Raw genomic sequence first — 20393 nt, forward strand, 5'->3', positions numbered from 1 at the left:
TTTAGCGACCTCACGAATACCCAAATCCTGTTCGGTCACTTGTTTGATAATGTTTAAACGAAATTGATAAGAATAAGACATAATCTGCACCTCAAATTAGGTGTCCAGGTTTTGGGGTGCAGATCATTTTTATATACACGGGCAAGCTACTAAAAAGATAAATGGACATATAAAATCAATGAATTAGCACCAAATTTATTAAATTTTCAACGCTGTGATCTTTTTTTCATCATTTGAAATAAAATAATGAAATTAGTGTTTGACATAGTTCTGGAAATCCGTAAAATGCACCTCGTTCCTTACGAACAACGAATCAAAGCGGGAATAGCTCAGTTGGTAGAGCACGACCTTGCCAAGGTCGGGGTCGCGAGTTCGAGCCTCGTTTCCCGCTCCATTTTATCTCTTCAATATGGCGTGTTAGCAAAGCGGTTATGCACTGGATTGCAAATCCATGTAGATCGGTTCGACTCCGGTACACGCCTCCATTAAATTACCATTTCAATTACTTCTTTCATTAAGTTTGAATTATTAATTTTATTACGCTATTTCTTGATCTTTTTTATTGGCAAAATGGAAAATTTTCAGAAAATTTGACCGCTTGTTTCCTACCAAAAAGCTGTAAAATCACGTATAATCGCATTCATTTTTCGAATTTATCAAGCAAAAGGTTAAAAGATGTCTGAAGTTGAAAACCAAGAACTAGATCTTAATGGCGAAATGTTAGCGCGCCGTGAGAAATTAGCAAAATTACGTGAACAAGGTAATCCATTCCCAAATACTTTCCGTCGTGATGCTTACGCAGAAAAATTACACGCACAGTACGATGAAATCGATGGCGAAGCGTTAAAAGAACAAGATATTCAAGTGAAAGTTGCTGGCCGTATTATGCTTAAACGTGTAATGGGTAAAGCCTCTTTCTTTACCATTCAAGATGTAAGCGGTCAAATTCAGCTTTATGTTGCACGTGATAACCTTGCCGAAGGTGTATATGCAGATAAAGTGAGCATGTGGGATTTAGGCGACATCGTAGGTGTGTCTGGTACGCTTTTTAAAACCAAAACAGGCGAATTAACCGTGCGTTGTTCAGAAGTGGAATTATTAACTAAATCTCTTCGTCCGTTACCAAACAAAGTGCAAGGCTTAACAGACCAAGAAACCCGTTATCGTCAGCGTTATTTAGATTTAATTTCTAACGAAGAGTCTCGCCGCACTTTTATGATTCGTTCAAAAGTGGTTTCTGGTATTCGCCAATTCTTCTTAGAAAAAGACTTTATTGAAGTTGAAACGCCAATGTTACAGGTGATTCCAGGTGGTGCGGCAGCAAAACCATTCGTAACACACCACAATGCATTAGACGTTGATATGTATTTACGTATTGCGCCAGAGCTTTACTTAAAACGTCTAGTTGTGGGTGGTTTTGAGCGTGTATTCGAATTAAACCGTAACTTCCGTAACGAGGGTGTTTCAGTACGCCATAATCCTGAATTTACCATGATTGAATACTATCAAGCCTATGCGGATTACCACGATTTAATGGATAACACCGAAGAGTTATTACGCAAATTAGCGATTGATATTCTTGGCACAACAATAGTTCCTTACGGTGAATATGAATTTGATTTCGGTAAACCATTTGAGCGTATCACTATGCACGATGCGATCGTGAAATACGGCAACGGTATTACCCGTGAAGATTTAGACAGCTTTGAAAAAGCGGTTGAAATCGCAAAAGGTTTACATATTGAAATCCAAAAATCATGGGGTTTAGGCTCTGTTGTGAATGCGATTTTTGAAGAAGTAGCGGAACATAAATTAATTCAACCAACTTTCTTAATGGCACATCCTGCGGAAATTTCACCGCTTGCACGTCGTAACGACGAGAACCCTGAAGTAACAGATCGTTTTGAATTATTTATCGGCGGTCGTGAAATCGGTAATGGTTTCTCAGAATTAAATGATGCAGAAGACCAAGCTGAGCGTTTTGATGCACAAGTTGCAGCAAAAGATGCAGGCGATGATGAAGCAATGTTTAAAGACGAAGACTTCGTTGTGGCATTAGAACACGGTTTACCACCAACAGCGGGCGAAGGCTTAGGTATCGACCGTTTAGCAATGATTTTTGCTAACGCACCATCAATTCGTGATGTGATCTTATTCCCTGCAATGCGTCAGAAATAATTTCAGTAGATACAACAAAGGCACACTTTCGAGTGTGCCTTTTTACTGTTACAAGACTGTTACAAGCGGTTAGAATTAGCTGTTTTTTTACAAATTAACTTTCGCGTTTCACGATAAAATCAGCGAGTTCTTTTAGTGCGCTAGTATCAAATGGCAGTTCTGCCAGTGAGTCTAATGCGATTTGGTATAAATCTTGCGCTTTCTTTTGTGCGCCTGCTAAACCAAGTAATTTCGGATAAGTGCTTTTATGCAAGTTTTCATCTGAGCCGACAGTTTTACCGATTTTATCAGTTTCACCAATCACATCTAAAATATCATCCTGCACTTGGAATGCGAGTCCGATAGCTTGTGCATAGCGTTCAAGCGGTTGTTTTATCGTTAAATTTTGCGAATATTGCGAGAGATTAAAACCCATTAATACCGAAGCAACAATTAATGCGCCTGTTTTATTGCGGTGAATCAATTCTAATTCTGTTAAGGCAACCGACTTATCTTCTGCTAATAAATCTAGACTTTGTCCTAAGCACATTCCTCGTGCGCCAGCTGCCTGCGCAAGTGCTTGAATTTGTGATATTTTTTGAGAATCGGTAAGCGAAGTGTCTTGTGCAATTAATTCAAACGCAAAACTTTGTAACGCATCGCCCGCTAAAATTGCGGTGGCTTCATCAAATGCAATATGACAGGTCGGTTTACCTCGACGCAGTTTATCATCATCCATCGCAGGTAAGTCATCATGGACTAAAGAATAAGCGTGAATCGCTTCCATTGCGCCAGCACTGTGATCTAATTGTTCAAGTGAAACACCTAACATTCTACCCGTGGCATAAATTAAAAATGGACGAACACGTTTTCCACCTAATAATACAGCATAAGACATGGCTTCAATCAATGGTGAGCCATAAGTAGGGTAGCTTTGCAATTTCGTACTTAAAAAATCGTTAATACGTTGTTGAATAGCGGCAAGATCGGTTGAAAGAGAGTAGCTCATTGGTCGTTTTATTCGTAATCAGAAAGTACAGCTTGTTCGTTTTTATTGAGTAGAATTTGAATGCGTTGTTCAGCTTTTTGTAAGCGTTCTTGCCCTTGTTGAACAAGTTTTACCGCTGTTTCAAACTCATTTAATGCTTCTTCTAAAGGCAAGTCGCCTGTTTCTAAGTGGCTGATAATTGCTTCTAATTCCTTTAGGGTCGATTCAAAATCTTGCGTGGGTTTTTTAGCCATGTTAATTACCTAATTAATTACCTAACGATTGCCTAAAATATAGGGCGAGAAATGGGGCTAAGTTTAGCTTTTCCATACTTTATTTGCAAATTCCTTTTACTTTTTACCTGTTTTTGGGTATCTTGCCAACGTTTTCTCACAAGCGGTCAAATTTTAAGGAATTTTTACCCATGAAAGTCACTCAATTAAATCTTTATCCGATTAAATCAACTCAAGCATATCGGGTAGAACAAGCCTTTGTGGAGCCCAAAGGATTGAGTTTTGATCGAGAATTTATGATTACCGAAACAGACGGTACTTTTATGACGGCACGCAAAGATGCTGAACTATATAATTTAGCGGTGTTCCCTTTTGCAACGGGTATTATGATTTGTCATACAAGCGGTCAAAAATGTGTGGTGCTTTACCAAGATTTCCAACGGCTACAGACGAGTGAAGTTTGGGGGACGCACTTTAATTCTTGGGTGGCGAAAACAGAGGTAAATCAATGGCTAAGTGAAATTTTGGGGCGAGCAGTTCAGCTTCGTTGGTTGGGGGTAAATAGCCAGCGAGAAGTGGTGGATTCTGCAAATCACCCATTAAGTTTTGCCGATAGCAATCCTGTGTCGTTGATGACAGAAAAGTCGCTTGAACAAGTACAACAATGGTCTCCAGTATCTATTTCAATGGCTCGTTTTCGCCCGAATATTGTAGTGGATGGACATTATGCGTTTGAAGAAGAACAGTGGGAGCAGGTTCAAATTGGTGAGGTTTTATTCTCCAAGTCTGCGCTATGTACACGCTGTGTGATGATCACTCGTGATCTTAATACGCTGGAACTCGACCCAAATCTTGAGCCTTTCCGTACACTTAAACAAAAGCATACTAATGAAAAAGGTAAACCTGTTTTTGGTATTCATTTAGTGCCACAAAATAGCGGAATTATTCGCGTAGGCGATCAAGTCTTAATAAAATCTTAATAATTATTCTGTACTATCCGCGCAGGCTATTTTTAGTCTGCGCTTTATTTTGAAATTTAAAAGGAGAAATTATGGAACAACGTCGTTCTATGTTGTTCCCAATACTGTTTTTTGTTGGGATCAATCTGCTCATACTGTCTTTATCTCGCCTCGGGCTTAGCCTGTGGCAATCTGAACGTGTTTCCGCCGTTGATGGCTGGTTACCGCTTTTCTTACAAGGTATTCGCATTGATATTTCCGCACTTTGCTGGCTTTTCGGCTTACCTGCGTTATTTACTGCATTACTCTTCAATAACAATAAATTAGGTGCTATCTGGCGTAATATTTTGCGTATTTGGCTTACGATTGGTTCTGGCTTCATCTTATTTATGGAAGCAGCAACCCCTAACTTTATTGAAACCTTTGATTTACGCCCAAATCGACTTTTTATTGAATATCTGGTTCATCCCAAAGAAGTTTTTAGTATGCTGATTAATGGGCATTTAACGTCGGTAATTGTGAGCTCATTATTAGGTGTGAGTTCTTTTGTACTGTATTGGAAACTTTCTGGTTGGGCAACGAATAATATTCGTTTTCCAAGCTGGAAATTCCGTCCATTAATTGCGTTGCTAGTGGCCGCATTTGTATTTATTGGCGGACGTTCTTCATTTGCACACCGTGGTATTAACCCCGCAATGGTGGCATTTTCGAGTGATCCATTAGTAAACTCATTGGTGCTGAGTTCAGGCTATTCGGTACTTTATGCGGTACAGCAATTAAAAGATGAAGACAAATCTTCCGAACAGTATGGCAAAATGTCTGAAGCTGAAATGTTCGCATTAGTTAAACAAGCTAGAGGTAGAGCGGATTCTGACTATATTTCAGCAGAAATTCCGACTTTAACTTATAACCAAGCAAGCTATCAGGGTAAACAGAAAAATATTGTGATTGTGCTAGAAGAAAGCCTTGGTGCTCAATTTGTCGGCATACTCGGAGGAAAACCGCTCACACCAAATTTTGACCGCTTGGCTAAAGAAGGTTGGTTATTTGAAAACTTATATGCAACGGGAACTCGTTCGGTACGAGGTATTGAAGCTGTCACCTCTGGTTTTACCCCAACGCCTGCTCGTGCCGTGGTTAAATTAACCAAAAGTCAAAACAACTTCTTTAGTATTGCCGAGTTGTTACGTCGTCAAGGCTACGATACCAGCTTTATTTACGGTGGCGAAAAGCATTTTGACAATATGGCGAGCTTTTTCTATGGCAATGGATTTACTCGCATTATTGATGAAAAAGATTATAAAAATCCAAAGTTCAAAGCAACTTGGGGAGTGAGCGATGAGGATTTATTTAATAAAGCTAATGAAACCTTCAATCAATTGCACAAAGAAGGCAAACCGTTCTTTAGCTTAGTATTTAGCTCAAGTAATCACGATCCGTTTGAGTTTCCTGATGGCAAAATTGAATTGTATGAACAGCCGAAACAAACCCGTAATAATGCCGCAAAATATGCCGATTTTGCGATTGGACATTTCTTTGAATTGGCGAAGAAATCTGATTATTGGAAAGACACTATTTTCCTTGTGATTGCAGACCATGACTCTCGTGCTGTAGGTGACCATTTAGTGCCAATTCAGCATTTCCAAATTCCCGCATTGTTTATTGGAGCAGGCATTGAAGCAAAACGAGATGGTCGCTTAGTCAGTCAAATTGATATGCCAACCACGTTATTATCGCTAGCAGGCATTAGTGGTGAATATCCAATGATTGGTTACGATCTCACTAAAGATGTCAATCCAAATCGGGCTTTTATGCAATATGATGCAACACAGGCGATGATGAAAGGTGATGGCTCGGTGGTGGTAATGCGCCCGAATATGCCCATTCAAGGTTTTGTGTATAACAAAGCAGAGCATAGCTTAACGTCACAAGAACAGCCTGAGTTGATGAAAAAAGAAGCACTAGCACACGCATTGCTTGGTAGTTATTTATATAAAAATCAGCTTTATAAATTACCCAAAGTAGAAAAAGAATAAGCAGTTTACTCAATAAGCGGTCGAATTTGTCTTTAATTTGCAAGAGCGGATTTCAGATAAAATTTGACCGCTTGCTTTTTTAGAGAGAACTGAAGGCATTTTAGAATATTTGGAATAAGAGACAGGAGAAAAAGGGTGGGGCATTACCAGCAACCCTCGGCACACAGAAATTTCAACCCAAGCTGCTTTCTTCCGAACCTGACTAAGTAAGCTGAACACTGTTGCGAGGAACCAATAACGCCCCATCGGATTACACATCTTTTTAAGTGATGTGCAAGGATTTCTATTATAAAGAAATTTTATGGCAAGGCAAGCGATTATTCTTAATCACTCGACAAGCGGTCAGATTTTGTTAGTTTTTGGGCAAATTTTACCGCTTACTCGAAACCAAAAGAAAACCCGACAGTATTGTCGGGTTGTTCAATATAAAGTGCGAATTCTTAGAATGGAATATCGTCGTCAAAGTTATCCATTGGCGGTTCTGCTTGAGTTGGTTTTGCTGCTTGTGGAGCAGGGCGACTTGCCGTTTGATCGTAGCCATAACCGCTGTTGCCTTGGTTATAGTTTTGTTGTGGAGCGGGTGCAGAGTTACCCCAACCGCCTTGATTACCACCGAAATCACCACCTTGATTACGACCGCCTAACATTTGTAAAACGTCGCCTTGGATTTCTGTAGTGTAGCGATCTTGACCGTTTTGATCTTGCCATTTACGTGTTTTTAAACGACCTTCAACATAAACCTGAGAGCCTTTACGTAAATATTGACCAGCCACTTCAGCTTGGCGACGATAAAATACAATGCGATGCCATTCTGTAACTTCACGACGTTCACCTGTATTTTTATCAGTCCAACTTTCACTGGTTGCTACGCTAATATTTGCAACGGCTTCTCCGTTTGGCATAGTGCGCATTTCAGGATCATTACCTAAATTACCCACGATGATAACTTTATTAATACCTGCCATAAAATCCTCTTGTTTATGAATTAAGTGCTGTGAAATTTGTGCGGTATTCTACCTGAAATTCAAAAAAATGCACGCACTAAAACTGATATTTTGTACAGCTAATTAAAATATGCGATAATAAAAACAATTTTTTAGTGAGAGCAACTAATTATGCAGTACATTGATGTTCGTGGGGCAAGAACCCACAACCTTAAAAATATCAACTTAATTCTCCCTCGTGATAAATTTATTGTGATTACAGGCTTATCTGGTTCAGGTAAGTCGTCTTTGGCGTTTGATACGTTATATGCGGAAGGGCAACGTCGCTATGTGGAATCGCTTTCTGCTTACGCTCGCCAATTCCTTTCTTTAATGGAAAAGCCAGATGTTGATCATATTGAAGGGCTTTCGCCAGCGATTTCTATTGAACAAAAATCTACTTCGCATAACCCTCGTTCCACGGTTGGTACAGTTACCGAAATTCACGACTATTTGCGTTTATTATTTGCTCGTGTGGGTGAGCCTCGTTGTCCAGATCACGATTTACCATTGGCGGCTCAAACCATCTCGCAAATGGTGGATAGAGTGATGGAAGAGCCAGAAGGCAAACGCTTGATGTTGCTCGCGCCTGTAGTGAAAGAGCGTAAAGGTGAGCATGTAAAATTATTGGAAAATTTGACCGCCTCTGGTTATATCCGTGCGCGTATTGACGGTGAAATTTGTGATTTATCTGATCCGCCAGCGTTAGAATTACAGAAAAAACACACGATTGAAGTGGTCGTGGATCGTTTTAAAGTGCGAGAAGATATTGCAACTCGCTTAGCAGAGTCGTTTGAAACCGCATTAGATTTATCGGGTTCGACTGCAATTATTGCGGATATGGACGATCCAAATGCAGAAGAAATTGTCTTTTCATCTAGCTTTGCTTGTCCGCATTGTGGCTATTCACTGCATGAATTAGAGCCTCGTTTGTTCTCATTTAACAATCCAGCGGGTGCTTGTCCAACTTGTGATGGTTTGGGCGTAGAGCAATACTTCGATCCAAATAAAGTGGTGCAAAATCCTGATGTGTCGCTGGCAAGTGGTGCAATTAAAGGTTGGGATCGTCGTAGTTTTTACTATTTCGGCTTATTAAAATCGGTGGCTGATCATTATGATTTTTCGCTCGATACGCCATTTAAAGAACTGACCAAAAAACAGCGTGAAATTATTTTAAACGGCTCAAAAGACGAGATTGAATTTGTTTATGTGAATGACCGAGGCGATAAAGTAAAACGTAAGCATGCTTTCGAAGGTGTGCTAAATAATATGGCACGTCGTTATAAAGAGACCGAATCTAATTCGGTACGTGAGGAATTAGCGAAATATATCAATAATCGTCCTTGTTTAGAATGCGAAGGTTCTCGCTTACGTCGTGAAGCTCGTTATGTATTTTTAGATAAAACCAATTTGCCGATGGTTTCTGAAAAATCAATTGGCGAAGCCCTAGAATTTTTTGAACAACTGGATTTAGCTGGACAAAAAGCGAAAATCGCTGAGAAAATTTTAAAAGAAATTCGTGAACGTTTGCAGTTTTTAGTAAACGTGGGGTTGAACTATCTTTCGCTTTCTCGTTCAGCAGAAACGCTATCAGGTGGCGAGGCGCAACGTATTCGATTAGCCAGTCAAATTGGTGCAGGTTTAGTGGGGGTGATGTATGTGTTGGATGAACCCTCTATCGGTTTGCACCAACGTGATAACGAACGTCTACTGAATACACTTATTCACTTGCGTAATTTAGGCAACACCGTAATTGTGGTTGAGCATGATGAAGATGCCATTCGAGCCGCTGATCATATTGTGGATATTGGACCAGGTGCAGGCGTGCATGGTGGGCAAGTGATTGCCCAAGGCACGGCAAAAGAGATTATGCAAGTGCCAGAGTCGATTACAGGGCATTTTTTATCAGGCAAGCAGAAAATTGAGATTCCAGCCAAACGTGTGCCATATAATGCAGAAAAACTACTGACATTAAGTGGTGCAAGTGGTAATAATTTGAAAAATGTGAAGCTTGAAATCCCCGTTGGCTTATTTACTTGTATTACAGGGGTGTCGGGTTCAGGTAAATCGACTTTAATCAATGATACGCTTTTCCCACTCGCACAAAATGCACTAAACAGAGCAGAACGCACCGATGTGGCGCCTTACAAATCTATTGATGGCTTGGCGCATTTTGATAAAGTGATTGATATTGACCAAAGTCCGATTGGGCGTACACCTCGTTCAAACCCTGCGACTTATACAGGGCTATTTACGCCGATTCGTGAATTGTTTGCGGGGACGCAAGAAGCGCGAGCAAGAGGTTATAATGTTGGGCGTTTTAGCTTTAACGTGCGTGGCGGACGTTGTGAAGCCTGCCAAGGTGATGGCGTAATTAAAGTCGAAATGCACTTTTTGCCTGATGTGTATGTGCCTTGTGATCATTGTAAGGGCAAACGCTATAACCGAGAAACACTTGAAATCCGTTATAAAGGCAAAACGATTCATCAAGTGTTAGATATGACAGTGGAAGAAGCGAGAGAGTTTTTTGCACCTGTGCCAGCGATTGCTCGTAAATTGCAAACATTGATGGATGTAGGGCTTTCTTATATTCGTTTAGGGCAATCTTCAACCACTCTTTCAGGTGGGGAAGCACAACGAGTGAAATTAGCCACTGAGCTTTCAAAACGTGATACAGGTAAAACGCTTTATATCTTAGATGAACCGACCACAGGTTTGCATTTTGCTGATATTAAGCAGTTACTTTCAGTGCTACATAAATTGCGTGACCAAGGCAATACTATTGTGGTGATCGAACATAATTTGGATGTGATTAAAACCGCAGACTGGATTGTAGATTTAGGTCCTGAAGGCGGCTCGGGCGGTGGACAAATTATCGCAACAGGCACGCCAGAAGAAGTGGCGCAGGACAAACGCTCACACACTGCAAGATTCTTAAAAGAAATCTTGGCAAAAGGTTAATAAGCGGTCGGGTTTTGGCAAAAATTAACCACGAAATGTACGGGGTTTATCCTATTCTCAGTGCACTTCGTGGTTTTTTTATTTGTTAATCAATTTGCCAAGTTATCACGATATTTAGCGGTAAAATTTTGAGGGAATTTGACCGCTTGCTACTTGCTAATTTCTCCCTTTTCAACAAACTTTTAATGGTTTTCATTTTTAAAAATTACTTTTACAAAGCGTAAAATTTATTGTAAATTTGTGCGCTTTTTATTGAGGTCATACCACTTTTGTGGTGTTTAAGGGGTCTATCGAATGCTTGATAGACGTTTGGAGTAGAAATGAAACAACTAAAATTAACATTATTCACAGCGGTTCCTTTCTTACTCAGTGCTTGTGGCGCGGCTGATTCTCAAACCGTGTTAGAAGATCTAAGTAATTTAGGAAAACTGTTCAAAGCAGAACAGCGTCAAGGTGTACAAGTCACAAAAGGCTATCCAGAGCCAACTGCAGTTACTTATACGCAAACACAAAAACAGCCCAAAACAGCGGTAAAATCCACCGCAAAACATCGCAGAATCAATACCACACAATGTCATGATGCTGATGATTGGTATTTGGATGGCTACCGAGTTGGCTATTCTTTTACGAACCAAAAAGAGTCGATGTATCAACAGCGTGTGAGTTATTGCAAGGGAATACTTTCCAACGCAAACCAATTCCAACAAAATTGGGAAAAAGGCTTTAAAGTTGGGGTAAAAAAAGCATAAAATGGCGCGGTTCAATTTAGGGGCGAAAGTCCTACGATAAACGTCATTATTTAAGAGTATCCAATATGGCACAATATGCATTCGCCCAAAGTAAAACAGGGCAAACAATTTCATTAAATTCTAAAATGGCAAACCGTCACGGCTTAATTGCAGGAGCAACGGGAACGGGTAAAACGGTTACCTTGCGCAAATTTGCAGAGGCATTCAGTGATGATGGAGTGCCTGTATTTTTAGTCGATGTAAAAGGCGATCTTTCAGGTATTGTACAAGCGGGCAGTTTTTCAGGAAAAATTGCAGAGCGTATTGAGCAATTCCAATTAGGCGGTGAAAGCTATTTAAGTGGCTATCCTGTTTCATATTGGGATGTATTTGGTGAAACGGGCATTCCGTTACGCACTACTATTTCAGAAATGGGGCCAATGTTACTTGCTCGTTTATTAAATTTAAATGAAACGCAAGAAGGCTTGCTTAATCTTGTTTTCCGTGTAGCGGATGATCGAGGTTTACTGCTGATTGATCTGAAAGATCTACGTGCGTTACTAAAATTTGTGGCAGAAAATGCCAAAGAATTCCAAGTGGAATACGGCAATGTTTCAGCGGCGAGTGTTGGGGCAATCCAACGTGCATTACTTGCACTTGAAAATGAAGGCGCAACCAATTTATTTGGTGAACCTGCATTAAATCTACAAGATTGGATGCAAACACGTGACGGTAAAGGCGTGATTAACGTACTTAACTCTGAAAAACTGATCAATTCGCCTCGTATGTACAGTGCATTTTTATTGTGGTTTATGGCAGAGTTATTCGAAACTTTACCTGAAGTGGGCGATCCTGAAAAACCGAAATTTGTGCTGTTTTTTGATGAGGCACATTTATTGTTTGATGGTGCACCAAAAGTATTGGTCGATAAAATTGAGCAAGTAGTACGTTTAATTCGTTCTAAAGGTGTGGGTGTATATTTTGTTACGCAAAACCCATTAGATTTACCTGATTCGGTCTTAGGTCAGCTAGGTAACCGTGTGCAACACGCTTTACGTGCGTTTACCCCACGTGATCAAAAAGCGGTCAAATCTGCGGCAGAAACATTTCGAGCCAATAAAGATGTGGATGTGGTTGAAGCAATCACTCAGCTTGGTGTGGGTGAAGCGTTGATTTCGGTGTTAGATGAAAAAGGTATGCCAACACCTGTTGAAATTGCCTATATTTATCCACCGAAAAGTCAATTAACACCACTTGAAACGGCTGAACGTGCGGCGCTGGTGCAACAAGATGATTTATATGCGTATTACAGCCAATATGTGGATAACGAATCAGCATATGAATTATTAAATGCACAAGCGGCTCAAGTAGAGCAAGCACAACAACAAGCGGAAGCAGAAAAAGCAGAAGCAGAGAGTGATTTCTTTGGTGGGGTGATTGCTTCAATTTTCGGCAGGAAAAAGAAAAAAGATCAAACCATTACTGAACAAGTTGTGAGTGAAGTAACTAAATCAGTGGCAAAAAAACTCACTAACCAAGTTTCGAAACAAATTATGCGGGGCATCTTAGGCGCAATTACTAAATAGCGGTCTGCTTTGCCTGATAAGCGGTTAAGTTTTTCCGAATATTTACCACGGAACCATTGCTTACACGAACAGTGTAAGCAATGGTTCCGTGGTTTTTATTTTGCTATTGTAAATCTGACCTTATTAAAATCTTGATTTCTGACACTTTAAATCATGTCTGTTTATCTTGAGAATGACGCATATTTTTCACAAACTAAAATAAAAGGATAACGAGAATGAAAGCAAAACTAAAGGCGTTAGCCATAACTGCTACGGCAACATCGGCATTATTCAGTGTAAACAGTGCGCAAGCAGAAGGACGCTTAACCGTTTACTGTACGGTACAAAATGAAGTGTGTGAAAATTTAACCCAAAAATTTGCTAAGCAATTTCAAGTGGAAACCCAGTTTATTCACGGTGGTACAGGTACAATTTTCGGTAAAATTAAAGCGGAAAGAGACAATCCTCAAGCAGATATTTGGTTGGGAGGCACCATTGAACCGCATTTCCAAGCAGGAGAGTTAGGTTTATTAGAAAGCTATCGTTCGCCAAAACAGGCGGAAATTTTGCCTCAATTTAAATCGCTGATGGAAAAACGAGGTGATAAAACCTCGGTTATTTATATGTTGGTGCTTGGTTTTGGGGTGAATCAGGAAAAATTACAAAAATTAGGTGTAACAGCGCCACAAACTTGGCAAGATTTGCTTAATCCTAAATTTAAAGACGAAATTCAATTGCCAGATCCTCGCTCATCAGGCACGACCTATACAATTATGGCAACGCTTATTCAAACATTGGGTGAACAAAAAGCCTTCGAATATCTCAAGCAATTAAATGAAAATGTCTCACAATATGTGAAAAGTAATTTAGTGACTGCCAATCTTGCTCGAGGGGAAAGCACGGCAAGTATTGGTTTTGTTCATGCCTATGCGACTGAAAAGGAAAAAGGAGCGCCTGTGGAAACGGTAATTCCTGAAGGTAAAGTAGGTTATGCGCTTGGTGGTGCGAGTATTATTAAAAATGCTCGTAATTTAGATAATGCCAAACGCTTTATGGATTATATTCTCAGTGCGGAGGCACAAGAATTGCCATGGCGTGAGCATGGTGTGTACCAAATTCCAACCAATGTAAATGCGAAAGCTTCGCCAAATTCAGTAGATCCGAAAAAATTAGATTTATTGGATTTTGATTTTGATAAATTTGGTTCAAGTGCAGAAGGTAAACGTTTGATTGATAAATGGCTTACTGAAATTAAATTAGCTAAATAGTTTTATATATTCTGATGCAAGCGGTTAAATTTCGCGAGAAATTTGCAAATTTTTCAGGAAATTTGACCGCTGGTAAACTTCATTTCAAACCCTATGTTACAACGCCTTTCTCATCATTATTTTTGGATCTCAATCGCTTTTTTAGCATTTATTTGCCTACCAACATCCGCACTTGATTACGGATTATTTGGCGCTACGCAGACGGAATTATTAGTGGCAATGGGCTGGAGCCACCCGAATATTAGCTGGCTTTGGTTTGGTGCTTTACTGATTTTTCCTGTACTTGGTTATATTACGAATCTTAATTTACGTAGCCGAATTGAATTAGCGTTGGTATTGCTACTCGGACTCTTTTTGTTAGCTTCTGCGATTTATCTGAAATTTCGTTTTGGTTATGCGCTGATTTTTTACGTGTTTGCATTGCTGGCAATGAGTAGCAATGCCTTAGTAAACTTAAAAGTGTTGCAAGGCGATCGATTTATGATCGTCAGTTTACTTACTGTATTGGCAACCGTAACATTATTTATCTTGTATCCGATAGGTGCTATTTTTAGCAATATGTTCAGTGCAGAAAATAGCTTGGCGGTACTTAAACAACACTATCTATTCAATCTGATTTGGAACTCGCTTAGTGTGGCTATGACGGTTGGTGTGCTATCTACCATGCTGGGCTTGTTATTCGCACTGTATACTACCCGTATGGCGAATGTTCGTAGCCGTATGTTAAGCCGATTTTTTTCTATTTTGCCTATGGTGACACCGCCTTTTGTGGTGAGCTTGGGTATCAGCTTAATGCTAGGGCGTTCTGGTTATATTACCGATTTTCTGGTGACGCATTTTGCCTTTAATGCTAATTGGCTATATGGCTTTACGGGGATTACGCTCTCTCATACCTTAGCGTTTACTCCAATGGCGTTTATGATTTTAGAAGGCGCATTAAAATCATCGAATCTGACACTTGAAGAAGCAAGTTACAGTTTGCGGGCGAATGGTTACCAAACTTTCCGTTTTGTACTACTTCCGTTGTTAAAGCCTGCGCTGGCAAATTCTTTTTTAGTGATTAGTGTGCAATCGTTAGCGGATTTTAGTACACCATTTGTACTGGGTGGCAATTTTGATGTATTGGCGAGCCAAATTTACTTTTATATTGTGGGGACACAATTAGATTATGGCGCAGCCAGCGGTTTAGGTACTATTTTGCTTAGTTTTTCCTTGCTGTTTTTTCTGATTCAGTATTATTGGATTGGTAAAGGTTCGTATGTCACCCAAGTAGGGAGAGGTTATCAAGCGCATTTTCAACCGCTACCAAGCGGTCTAAAAAGGCTCATTTTTTGCATACTCACGCTGTGGATTGGTTTTACGACTTTATTGTATGGATCGATCTTTTATGGCAGTTTCACGCTAAACTGGGGGGTAGATCATAGCTTTACGTTTGAGAATTATCGTAAGTTATTTGGGCAAGGTTTGGATCAAGGTGCCTTTCCGTCGCTGATTCAAACGGTATTATTTTCGTTAATTGCCGCACCTATTAGCGCCACTTTGGGCTTGTTGATTGCGTATTTGATTGTGCGCCGAAACTTTGTAGGAAAACAGATGCTAGAATTTATTACCTTACTTTGTTTTGCGGTACCAGGTACGGTGGCAGGGCTGTCTTATGTGTTGGCATTCAATCATTCGCCACTTTATCTAACGGGAACAGGCGCTATTATTGTGTTATCTATGGTTACACGCAATATGCCAATTGGAATGCGTGCTTGTATGGCTGCACTTCAACAAATTGATAAATCACTAGACGAAGCTTCATTCTCATTACGAGTAAGCTCACTAAAAACGCTATGGTTTATTAGCCTGCCATTGCTAAAACCAGCATTTTTATCTGCGCTAGTAACGAGTTTTGTGCGCTCAATGACCACGATTAGCGCTATTGTGTTTTTGGTATCGCCTTCAACGAGCGTTGCAACTTCTTATATTTTTAATCGAGTAGAGGATGGTGCTTATGGGCTAGCAGTTGCCTACGGTGCAACGTTGATTGTGGTGATGATGTTGATTATCGGCTTATTTAGTTGGTTAATGAAAGACAAACCACGGATTTAATCCATTTACATATTACAAGCGGTCGAATTGTTCATAAATTTTGCAAATTTGAACCACGCAATACTTTCATTACACGAGATTTTCTTACGTGTAATCAAGCGGTTGCGTGGTTTTTATTTTGCCAATTAATTTGTAAATAAAAATAAATAATTATCGATTAAAGATGATTTCTATGTGAAACATATGTATGATAAAACTATATTATTGATAATGATTTTCAATAAATTGTATCTATCAATTCTTGATTTTATTAATGATTTTTATGGATGTATCAGTATGAAATTCAAACACAGCATCATTTATAGCGCATTATTTGCGTTACCTACTCAAGTATTTGCTGAAGACATAACGTTGGAGCAGGTTAATGTGAGTGCGCAATTTGAGAGAGCAAAAGCAGCAGGCGATAAGCAAAAAGAAATTGTGAATTTAAGTTTGCTCGGTAGACAAACCGCTTTTACTTCACCGATTTCGGTGGTGAATTACGCTGAAAATGCGTTTGAAGATAAAGCACCTCGTAATGTGGTTGATGCGATTGCTAAAACAGATGCTTCGGTGATGAATTTTGGCGGTGAAACCAATACCTTATCAGGTGTGTATGTGCGTAATCTTCAATTAGACATGCGCCAAGTGAGTGTAAATGGTTTGGCAGGGTTATATTCGACTTATCATTCTCCAACCGTGGCGGTGGCTTCAGCCCAGCTAATTAAAGGTGCTTCAACGGTAACAACGGGCATGGATCCTGAAGGTTCTGCTGGTGCTTCAATGAATATTGAAACCAAACGTGCCACCGATGAAGATATTAATAAAATTGGGTTTGGTTGGTATAGCAATAATCGTTTACAAGAATCGTTTGATTTCGGGCGTCGTTTCGGAGCGAATAAAGAGTGGGGTGTGCGTGTCAACGGTAAATATCGTGACGGCAATACTGCCCGCAATGATTATGATGAAATGAATAAAGAATTTGCTATTGGTGTAGATTATCGCGGCGAGCAATGGCGTGTTGGTGTGGATTATATGTACAGCAAACGTGATACCGATGGCGGGCGGGCGCGCGTACAAGATATGCAAAATCTGGCTTATACTATTCCTTCAGCGCCAAATGGCAAAACCAATTTAAATCCACATTGGATTGGGCAAACCACTGAAGACGAAATGATTATGGGGACATTCGAATACGATCTACCATTTGGAATGATGTTATCGGGCGGCTTGGGGCATATGGAATCTCGTTATTCAGGTGCATTTGGGCAGATTACTGCTCTGCGCCAAAATGGTACTTTTAGTGTTACTGGTATTCGAGGAATCGATTTCCGCTCTCGTACTACAAGCGGTAATCTAAAGTTACAGGGCGATTTTGAAACAGGTTCAGTATTGCATAACTGGAATTTAGCGTTTGACTCGGTGGTGCGTCAACGAGATCACGATCAAAGCCGTCGTACTAATGGTTCAATTACAGGCGGCTCGATTTATGCACCAACGTTTAGCGAACTCACTGACTTTGATTTAAGTGCTAATACGCAAGGTACAGATTCAAAACTAAGTGCGCATAGCTTGGCTTTTGCCGATACATTAGGTTTGGTTGATAACACCATTCGTTTAACGTTAGGTGGTCGTTTTCAATGGATCAAACAACAGGATCGTAAAGCTGACACAGAAGTGAAAAAAGACCGCTTTAGTCCAATGGTGACATTAGCTTATGTGCCAAATTCAGATTTAGTACTTTACACCAATTATTTAGAAGATTTAGAACCAGGGAAAATTGATACAGAAACGGGGGAGATGAATAGCCCTAGAGTGAGCAAACAAATTGAAGTCGGTGTGCGTAAAAACTGGGATAACTGGCTAACCACGACATTAAGTGCTTATGAAATTCGTCGCCCAGGTATCGTGCGTGGTAATACTGCACGATTGAGTGCATTAGCAGGTAAAGAACACGGTAAAGAGCGTAATCGTGGTATTGAATTTAATACTTATGCAAGTTTGCTAGATAACAGCCTACGTCCTTCCTTAGGTTTAACTTATAATCAAGCGAAAGTATTTGATTTTCCAACCTATGCAGATCAAATTGTAGATGGTGTCCAAGTAACTAGCCCACGCTGGATGGCAAAAGCAAATGTAGAATGGGATACTCCGTTTATGCGTAATTTAACTCTGAATGCAGCCTTACAATACTATGGTAAATCGTATCAAGATACGAAAGCCAACTATCGTTTACCATCTTACACCACCGTCGATTTTGGCGCGAAATATGTGGTGAAAGTTGCTGATAAACAAACTTTGACATTACGAGGTGGGGTAGAGAATGCCTTTAATAAACACTATTGGCAGATCCAACGTGGTTTGTATGATCGGAGCTTCGCAGTGTTAGGTATGCCACGCACCTATTGGGCAAATATGGAATATTCATTCTAATTCATCATTTACAAGCGGTCGGATTTTGACCGCTTGTCTTTTTTTCAAAATAGCATTTTTACGCTTCAATTTTTACATGAACTGGCAAACAGAATTAAATAATAGTTTTTTATGGCTTTTCAGTGCGCTCGCTTGCGTTTCAATTGGGCTACTGGTTACGGGCTGGCTACTCAAACAAACGGAATTTGGGCAACGTTTTTGGCACATTACTCGACCTTGCTGGCAAAACAGTAATAAAGTCAAGGCGCTCAGCTTACTACTATTGCTGATCTTTTTGATCCTACTTGAAGTGCGTATTAGCGTACTGAATACGTTCTTTTACAATGGGTTATATAAATCTTTGCAGGATAAAGCGGTAGAAGCATTTTGGTTTTTTGCAGGGATCAACGCTCTATTGGTGATTGTGAAGATTATTCACTCGATCATTAATTATTTTGTCACGCAAGCATTTGAAATTAAGTGGTTAGAAAAGCTGAATCATGAAATGTTAAATCGGTGGCTAGAAAATAAAAATTACTACTTATTACAATATGAAAAAGAGTTGCCCGATAATATTGATCAACGTATTGAACAAGATGCAACCGCTTTTGTTTCTGGCACGGTGGATGTGACTCGTGGCGTGATTAATTCGATTGTTGCAACGATTGAATTTACTATTATCTTATGGGGATTATCTGGCTTGCTTACTTTGTTTGGTGTTGATATTCCAAAGGGAGCGGTGTTTTTTATTTATCTCTTTATTATTGCGGCTACCGCATTATCCGTTTGGATTGGGCATCCGTTGATTCGCTTAAATTTTAATAAAGAGAAACTACAAGGAGATTACCGCTATTCACTTATTCGAGTGCGTGATAATGCTGAGAGTATTGCCTTTTATTCAGGTGAGGCAAAAGAACAGCAAAATTTAAGTCGCAAATTTGATTATATTATTGCTAATCGCTGGAAAATTGTGCGCCAAATGTTAGGGCTAGATGGCTTTAATACTGGGGTAACGCAAGTAGCAATGATCTTACCCTTGATGTTACAAGCACCTCGCTTTTTTGCAGGGCAGGCAACATTAGGTGATATGCACCAAACCGTACAATCTTTTAACCGCTTAATGCGGGCATTGTCGTTTTTTCGCTTGTTTTATGAACAATTTACATTGTATCAAGCCCGTCTAAATCGTTTATATGGGTTTATGACTACGTTGGATAAACTTGACCAAATGCCAGTGAGCACACCATATCCTTGCTCAACAGGGTTTACCTTAAAAGACTTTGGGATTAAAGATGCAAGCGGTCAAATTTTGCTGAAAAATATCAATATTGAATTACAAGCAGGGGATTCGCTATTGATTCAAGGGGCATCTGGTACAGGTAAAACAACCTTATTAAAGGCGTTAGCGGGGATTTATCCATTCGAAACCTTTGGTATAGCAGAGCGAGCTTGTTTAGAACAACCACTGTTTTTACCGCAACGCCCATATGTACCACAAGGTAGCTTGCGTGAAGCGATTTGTTACCCGAATTTATCGGTAACTGACGAGCAGTTAAAAGCGGCGATGTTGCAATGTTGTTTGCATAAATATGTAAATGCATTGGATTTTGATACCGATTGGCAAGCAACCCTTTCGCCAGGGGAATTACAACGAGTGGCTTTTGTACGCATTTTATTGGCAAAGCCGGAATTGATCTTTTTAGATGAAACTACCTCAGCGCTAGATGAGCCGACGGAGGCTATTTTGTATCGTATCATTCGTGAACAATTGCCAAATAGTATTATTATCAGCGTAGGGCATCGTTGTACCTTACAGAAATTTCATAATAAGCAGATCAATTTAACCCATAGCGATAAATGTGACTGTGCGAATTTAGGCTAAACAAGCGGCCAAATTTGCCGATCTTTTTGTAAAAAATCGCTAGTAATTTTGTCCGTTTTTTGGCATAATTTGCCCCGTTTTTTGTCTGAAGAGTTTTAGTCAGAAAACGTACATTTTTATTTTTTAACACTAAAACACACACATATCA

13 protein-coding genes, 2 tRNA genes, 1 other RNA gene and 1 pseudogene are annotated in these 20393 nt (G+C 39.8%); 12 read left to right on the forward strand and 5 right to left on the reverse strand.

Annotated features, from left to right (window positions below; genetic code table 11):
• Positions 1 to 81 (reverse strand): annotated as a pseudogene (locus F8M47_RS12200) (transposase); the annotation flags it as partial.
• 237 nt (positions 82 to 318) lie between these two features.
• Between F8M47_RS12200 and F8M47_RS02415 the strand changes: the two are divergent.
• The 3 genes from F8M47_RS02415 (at position 319) to lysS (ending at position 2178) form a co-directional block, all read left to right on the forward strand.
• Positions 319 to 394, forward strand: a tRNA-Gly gene (locus F8M47_RS02415).
• A gap of 17 nt (positions 395 to 411) precedes the next feature.
• Positions 412 to 485: transfer RNA gene (locus F8M47_RS02420), tRNA-Cys, on the forward strand.
• 190 nt (positions 486 to 675) lie between these two features.
• On the forward strand, positions 676 to 2178 hold the full coding sequence (gene lysS / locus F8M47_RS02425; RefSeq protein WP_150538628.1) for a lysine--tRNA ligase: 1503 nt from the start codon (positions 676 to 678) through the stop codon (positions 2176 to 2178).
• 94 nt (positions 2179 to 2272) lie between these two features.
• Here lysS and ispA read toward each other — a convergent pair whose 3' ends face one another.
• Positions 2273 to 3166: a (2E,6E)-farnesyl diphosphate synthase gene (gene ispA, locus F8M47_RS02430; RefSeq protein WP_150538629.1), complete on the reverse strand. Its 894-nt coding sequence runs from the start codon at positions 3164 to 3166 to the stop codon at positions 2273 to 2275.
• Positions 3167 to 3174: 8 nt separating this feature from the next.
• Positions 3175 to 3399 (reverse strand): exodeoxyribonuclease VII small subunit, encoded by a 225-nt coding sequence (gene xseB / locus F8M47_RS02435; RefSeq protein ID WP_150538630.1) that lies wholly within the window; start codon positions 3397 to 3399, stop codon positions 3175 to 3177.
• Positions 3400 to 3569: 170 nt separating this feature from the next.
• Here xseB and F8M47_RS02440 point away from each other — a divergent pair, with 170 nt between their 5' ends.
• Both F8M47_RS02440 and F8M47_RS02445 read left to right on the forward strand, forming a co-directional pair.
• Positions 3570 to 4358 carry an MOSC domain-containing protein gene (locus F8M47_RS02440; RefSeq protein WP_150538631.1) on the forward strand — a complete coding sequence of 263 codons (789 nt, stop codon included), beginning with the start codon at positions 3570 to 3572 and terminating at the stop codon, positions 4356 to 4358.
• Positions 4359 to 4429: 71 nt separating this feature from the next.
• Positions 4430 to 6373, forward strand: a complete 1944-nt coding sequence (locus F8M47_RS02445) for an LTA synthase family protein (RefSeq protein ID WP_150538632.1) — start codon at positions 4430 to 4432, stop codon at positions 6371 to 6373.
• A gap of 140 nt (positions 6374 to 6513) precedes the next feature.
• On the opposite strand, the gene ffs is transcribed toward F8M47_RS02445, so the two are convergent.
• Both ffs and F8M47_RS02455 read right to left on the reverse strand, forming a co-directional pair.
• Positions 6514 to 6611, reverse strand: an RNA gene (ffs, locus tag F8M47_RS02450) — signal recognition particle sRNA small type.
• 202 nt (positions 6612 to 6813) lie between these two features.
• Positions 6814 to 7338 (reverse strand): single-stranded DNA-binding protein, encoded by a 525-nt coding sequence (locus F8M47_RS02455; protein ID WP_150538633.1) that lies wholly within the window; start codon positions 7336 to 7338, stop codon positions 6814 to 6816.
• A gap of 150 nt (positions 7339 to 7488) precedes the next feature.
• Between F8M47_RS02455 and uvrA the strand changes: the two genes are divergently transcribed.
• The 7 genes from uvrA to F8M47_RS02490 all read left to right on the forward strand — a co-directional run bounded on the left by uvrA (position 7489) and on the right by F8M47_RS02490 (position 20245).
• Positions 7489 to 10317 (forward strand): excinuclease ABC subunit UvrA, encoded by a 2829-nt coding sequence (uvrA, locus tag F8M47_RS02460; protein ID WP_150538634.1) that lies wholly within the window; start codon positions 7489 to 7491, stop codon positions 10315 to 10317.
• 320 nt (positions 10318 to 10637) lie between these two features.
• A complete protein-coding gene (locus F8M47_RS02465) occupies positions 10638 to 11066 on the forward strand; it encodes a hypothetical protein (protein WP_150538635.1) in 429 nt (142 codons plus the stop codon).
• Between the two features lie 65 nt (positions 11067 to 11131).
• Positions 11132 to 12631, forward strand: coding sequence for a helicase HerA-like domain-containing protein (locus F8M47_RS02470; protein ID WP_150538636.1), 1500 nt, complete (start codon positions 11132 to 11134; stop codon positions 12629 to 12631).
• 215 nt (positions 12632 to 12846) lie between these two features.
• Entirely contained in the window at positions 12847 to 13878 is a 1032-nt protein-coding gene (locus F8M47_RS02475) for an ABC transporter substrate-binding protein (protein WP_150538637.1), read from the forward strand.
• Between the two features lie 93 nt (positions 13879 to 13971).
• Positions 13972 to 15972, forward strand: coding sequence for an ABC transporter permease (locus F8M47_RS02480; protein WP_150538638.1), 2001 nt, complete (start codon positions 13972 to 13974; stop codon positions 15970 to 15972).
• 276 nt (positions 15973 to 16248) lie between these two features.
• Positions 16249 to 18384 carry a TonB-dependent siderophore receptor gene (locus F8M47_RS02485; protein ID WP_150538639.1) on the forward strand — a complete coding sequence of 712 codons (2136 nt, stop codon included), beginning with the start codon at positions 16249 to 16251 and terminating at the stop codon, positions 18382 to 18384.
• Between the two features lie 76 nt (positions 18385 to 18460).
• Entirely contained in the window at positions 18461 to 20245 is a 1785-nt protein-coding gene (locus F8M47_RS02490; RefSeq protein WP_150538640.1) for an ABC transporter ATP-binding protein/permease, read from the forward strand.
• Positions 20246 to 20393 lie beyond the last annotated feature (148 nt).

It is taken from the genome of Actinobacillus vicugnae, from assembly GCF_901687125.1.
Lineage (GTDB): Bacteria > Pseudomonadota > Gammaproteobacteria > Enterobacterales > Pasteurellaceae > Actinobacillus > Actinobacillus vicugnae.

What these genes read in the sequence shown, in the direction of transcription:
- ispA (WP_150538629.1), bottom strand. Translation starts at nt 3,166, where the DNA reads ATGAGCTACTCTCTTTCAACCGATCTTGCCGCTATTCAACAACGTATT.
- F8M47_RS02465 (WP_150538635.1), top strand. Translation starts at nt 10,638, where the DNA reads ATGAAACAACTAAAATTAACATTATTCACAGCGGTTCCTTTCTTACTC.
- F8M47_RS02480 (WP_150538638.1), top strand. Translation starts at nt 13,972, where the DNA reads ATGTTACAACGCCTTTCTCATCATTATTTTTGGATCTCAATCGCTTTT.
- lysS (WP_150538628.1), top strand. Translation starts at nt 676, where the DNA reads ATGTCTGAAGTTGAAAACCAAGAACTAGATCTTAATGGCGAAATGTTA.
- F8M47_RS02475 (WP_150538637.1), top strand. Translation starts at nt 12,847, where the DNA reads ATGAAAGCAAAACTAAAGGCGTTAGCCATAACTGCTACGGCAACATCG.
- uvrA (WP_150538634.1), top strand. Translation starts at nt 7,489, where the DNA reads ATGCAGTACATTGATGTTCGTGGGGCAAGAACCCACAACCTTAAAAAT.
- xseB (WP_150538630.1), bottom strand. Translation starts at nt 3,399, where the DNA reads ATGGCTAAAAAACCCACGCAAGATTTTGAATCGACCCTAAAGGAATTA.
- F8M47_RS02445 (WP_150538632.1), top strand. Translation starts at nt 4,430, where the DNA reads ATGGAACAACGTCGTTCTATGTTGTTCCCAATACTGTTTTTTGTTGGG.
- F8M47_RS02490 (WP_150538640.1), top strand. Translation starts at nt 18,461, where the DNA reads ATGAACTGGCAAACAGAATTAAATAATAGTTTTTTATGGCTTTTCAGT.
- F8M47_RS02470 (WP_150538636.1), top strand. Translation starts at nt 11,132, where the DNA reads ATGGCACAATATGCATTCGCCCAAAGTAAAACAGGGCAAACAATTTCA.
- F8M47_RS02440 (WP_150538631.1), top strand. Translation starts at nt 3,570, where the DNA reads ATGAAAGTCACTCAATTAAATCTTTATCCGATTAAATCAACTCAAGCA.
- F8M47_RS02485 (WP_150538639.1), top strand. Translation starts at nt 16,249, where the DNA reads ATGAAATTCAAACACAGCATCATTTATAGCGCATTATTTGCGTTACCT.
- F8M47_RS02455 (WP_150538633.1), bottom strand. Translation starts at nt 7,338, where the DNA reads ATGGCAGGTATTAATAAAGTTATCATCGTGGGTAATTTAGGTAATGAT.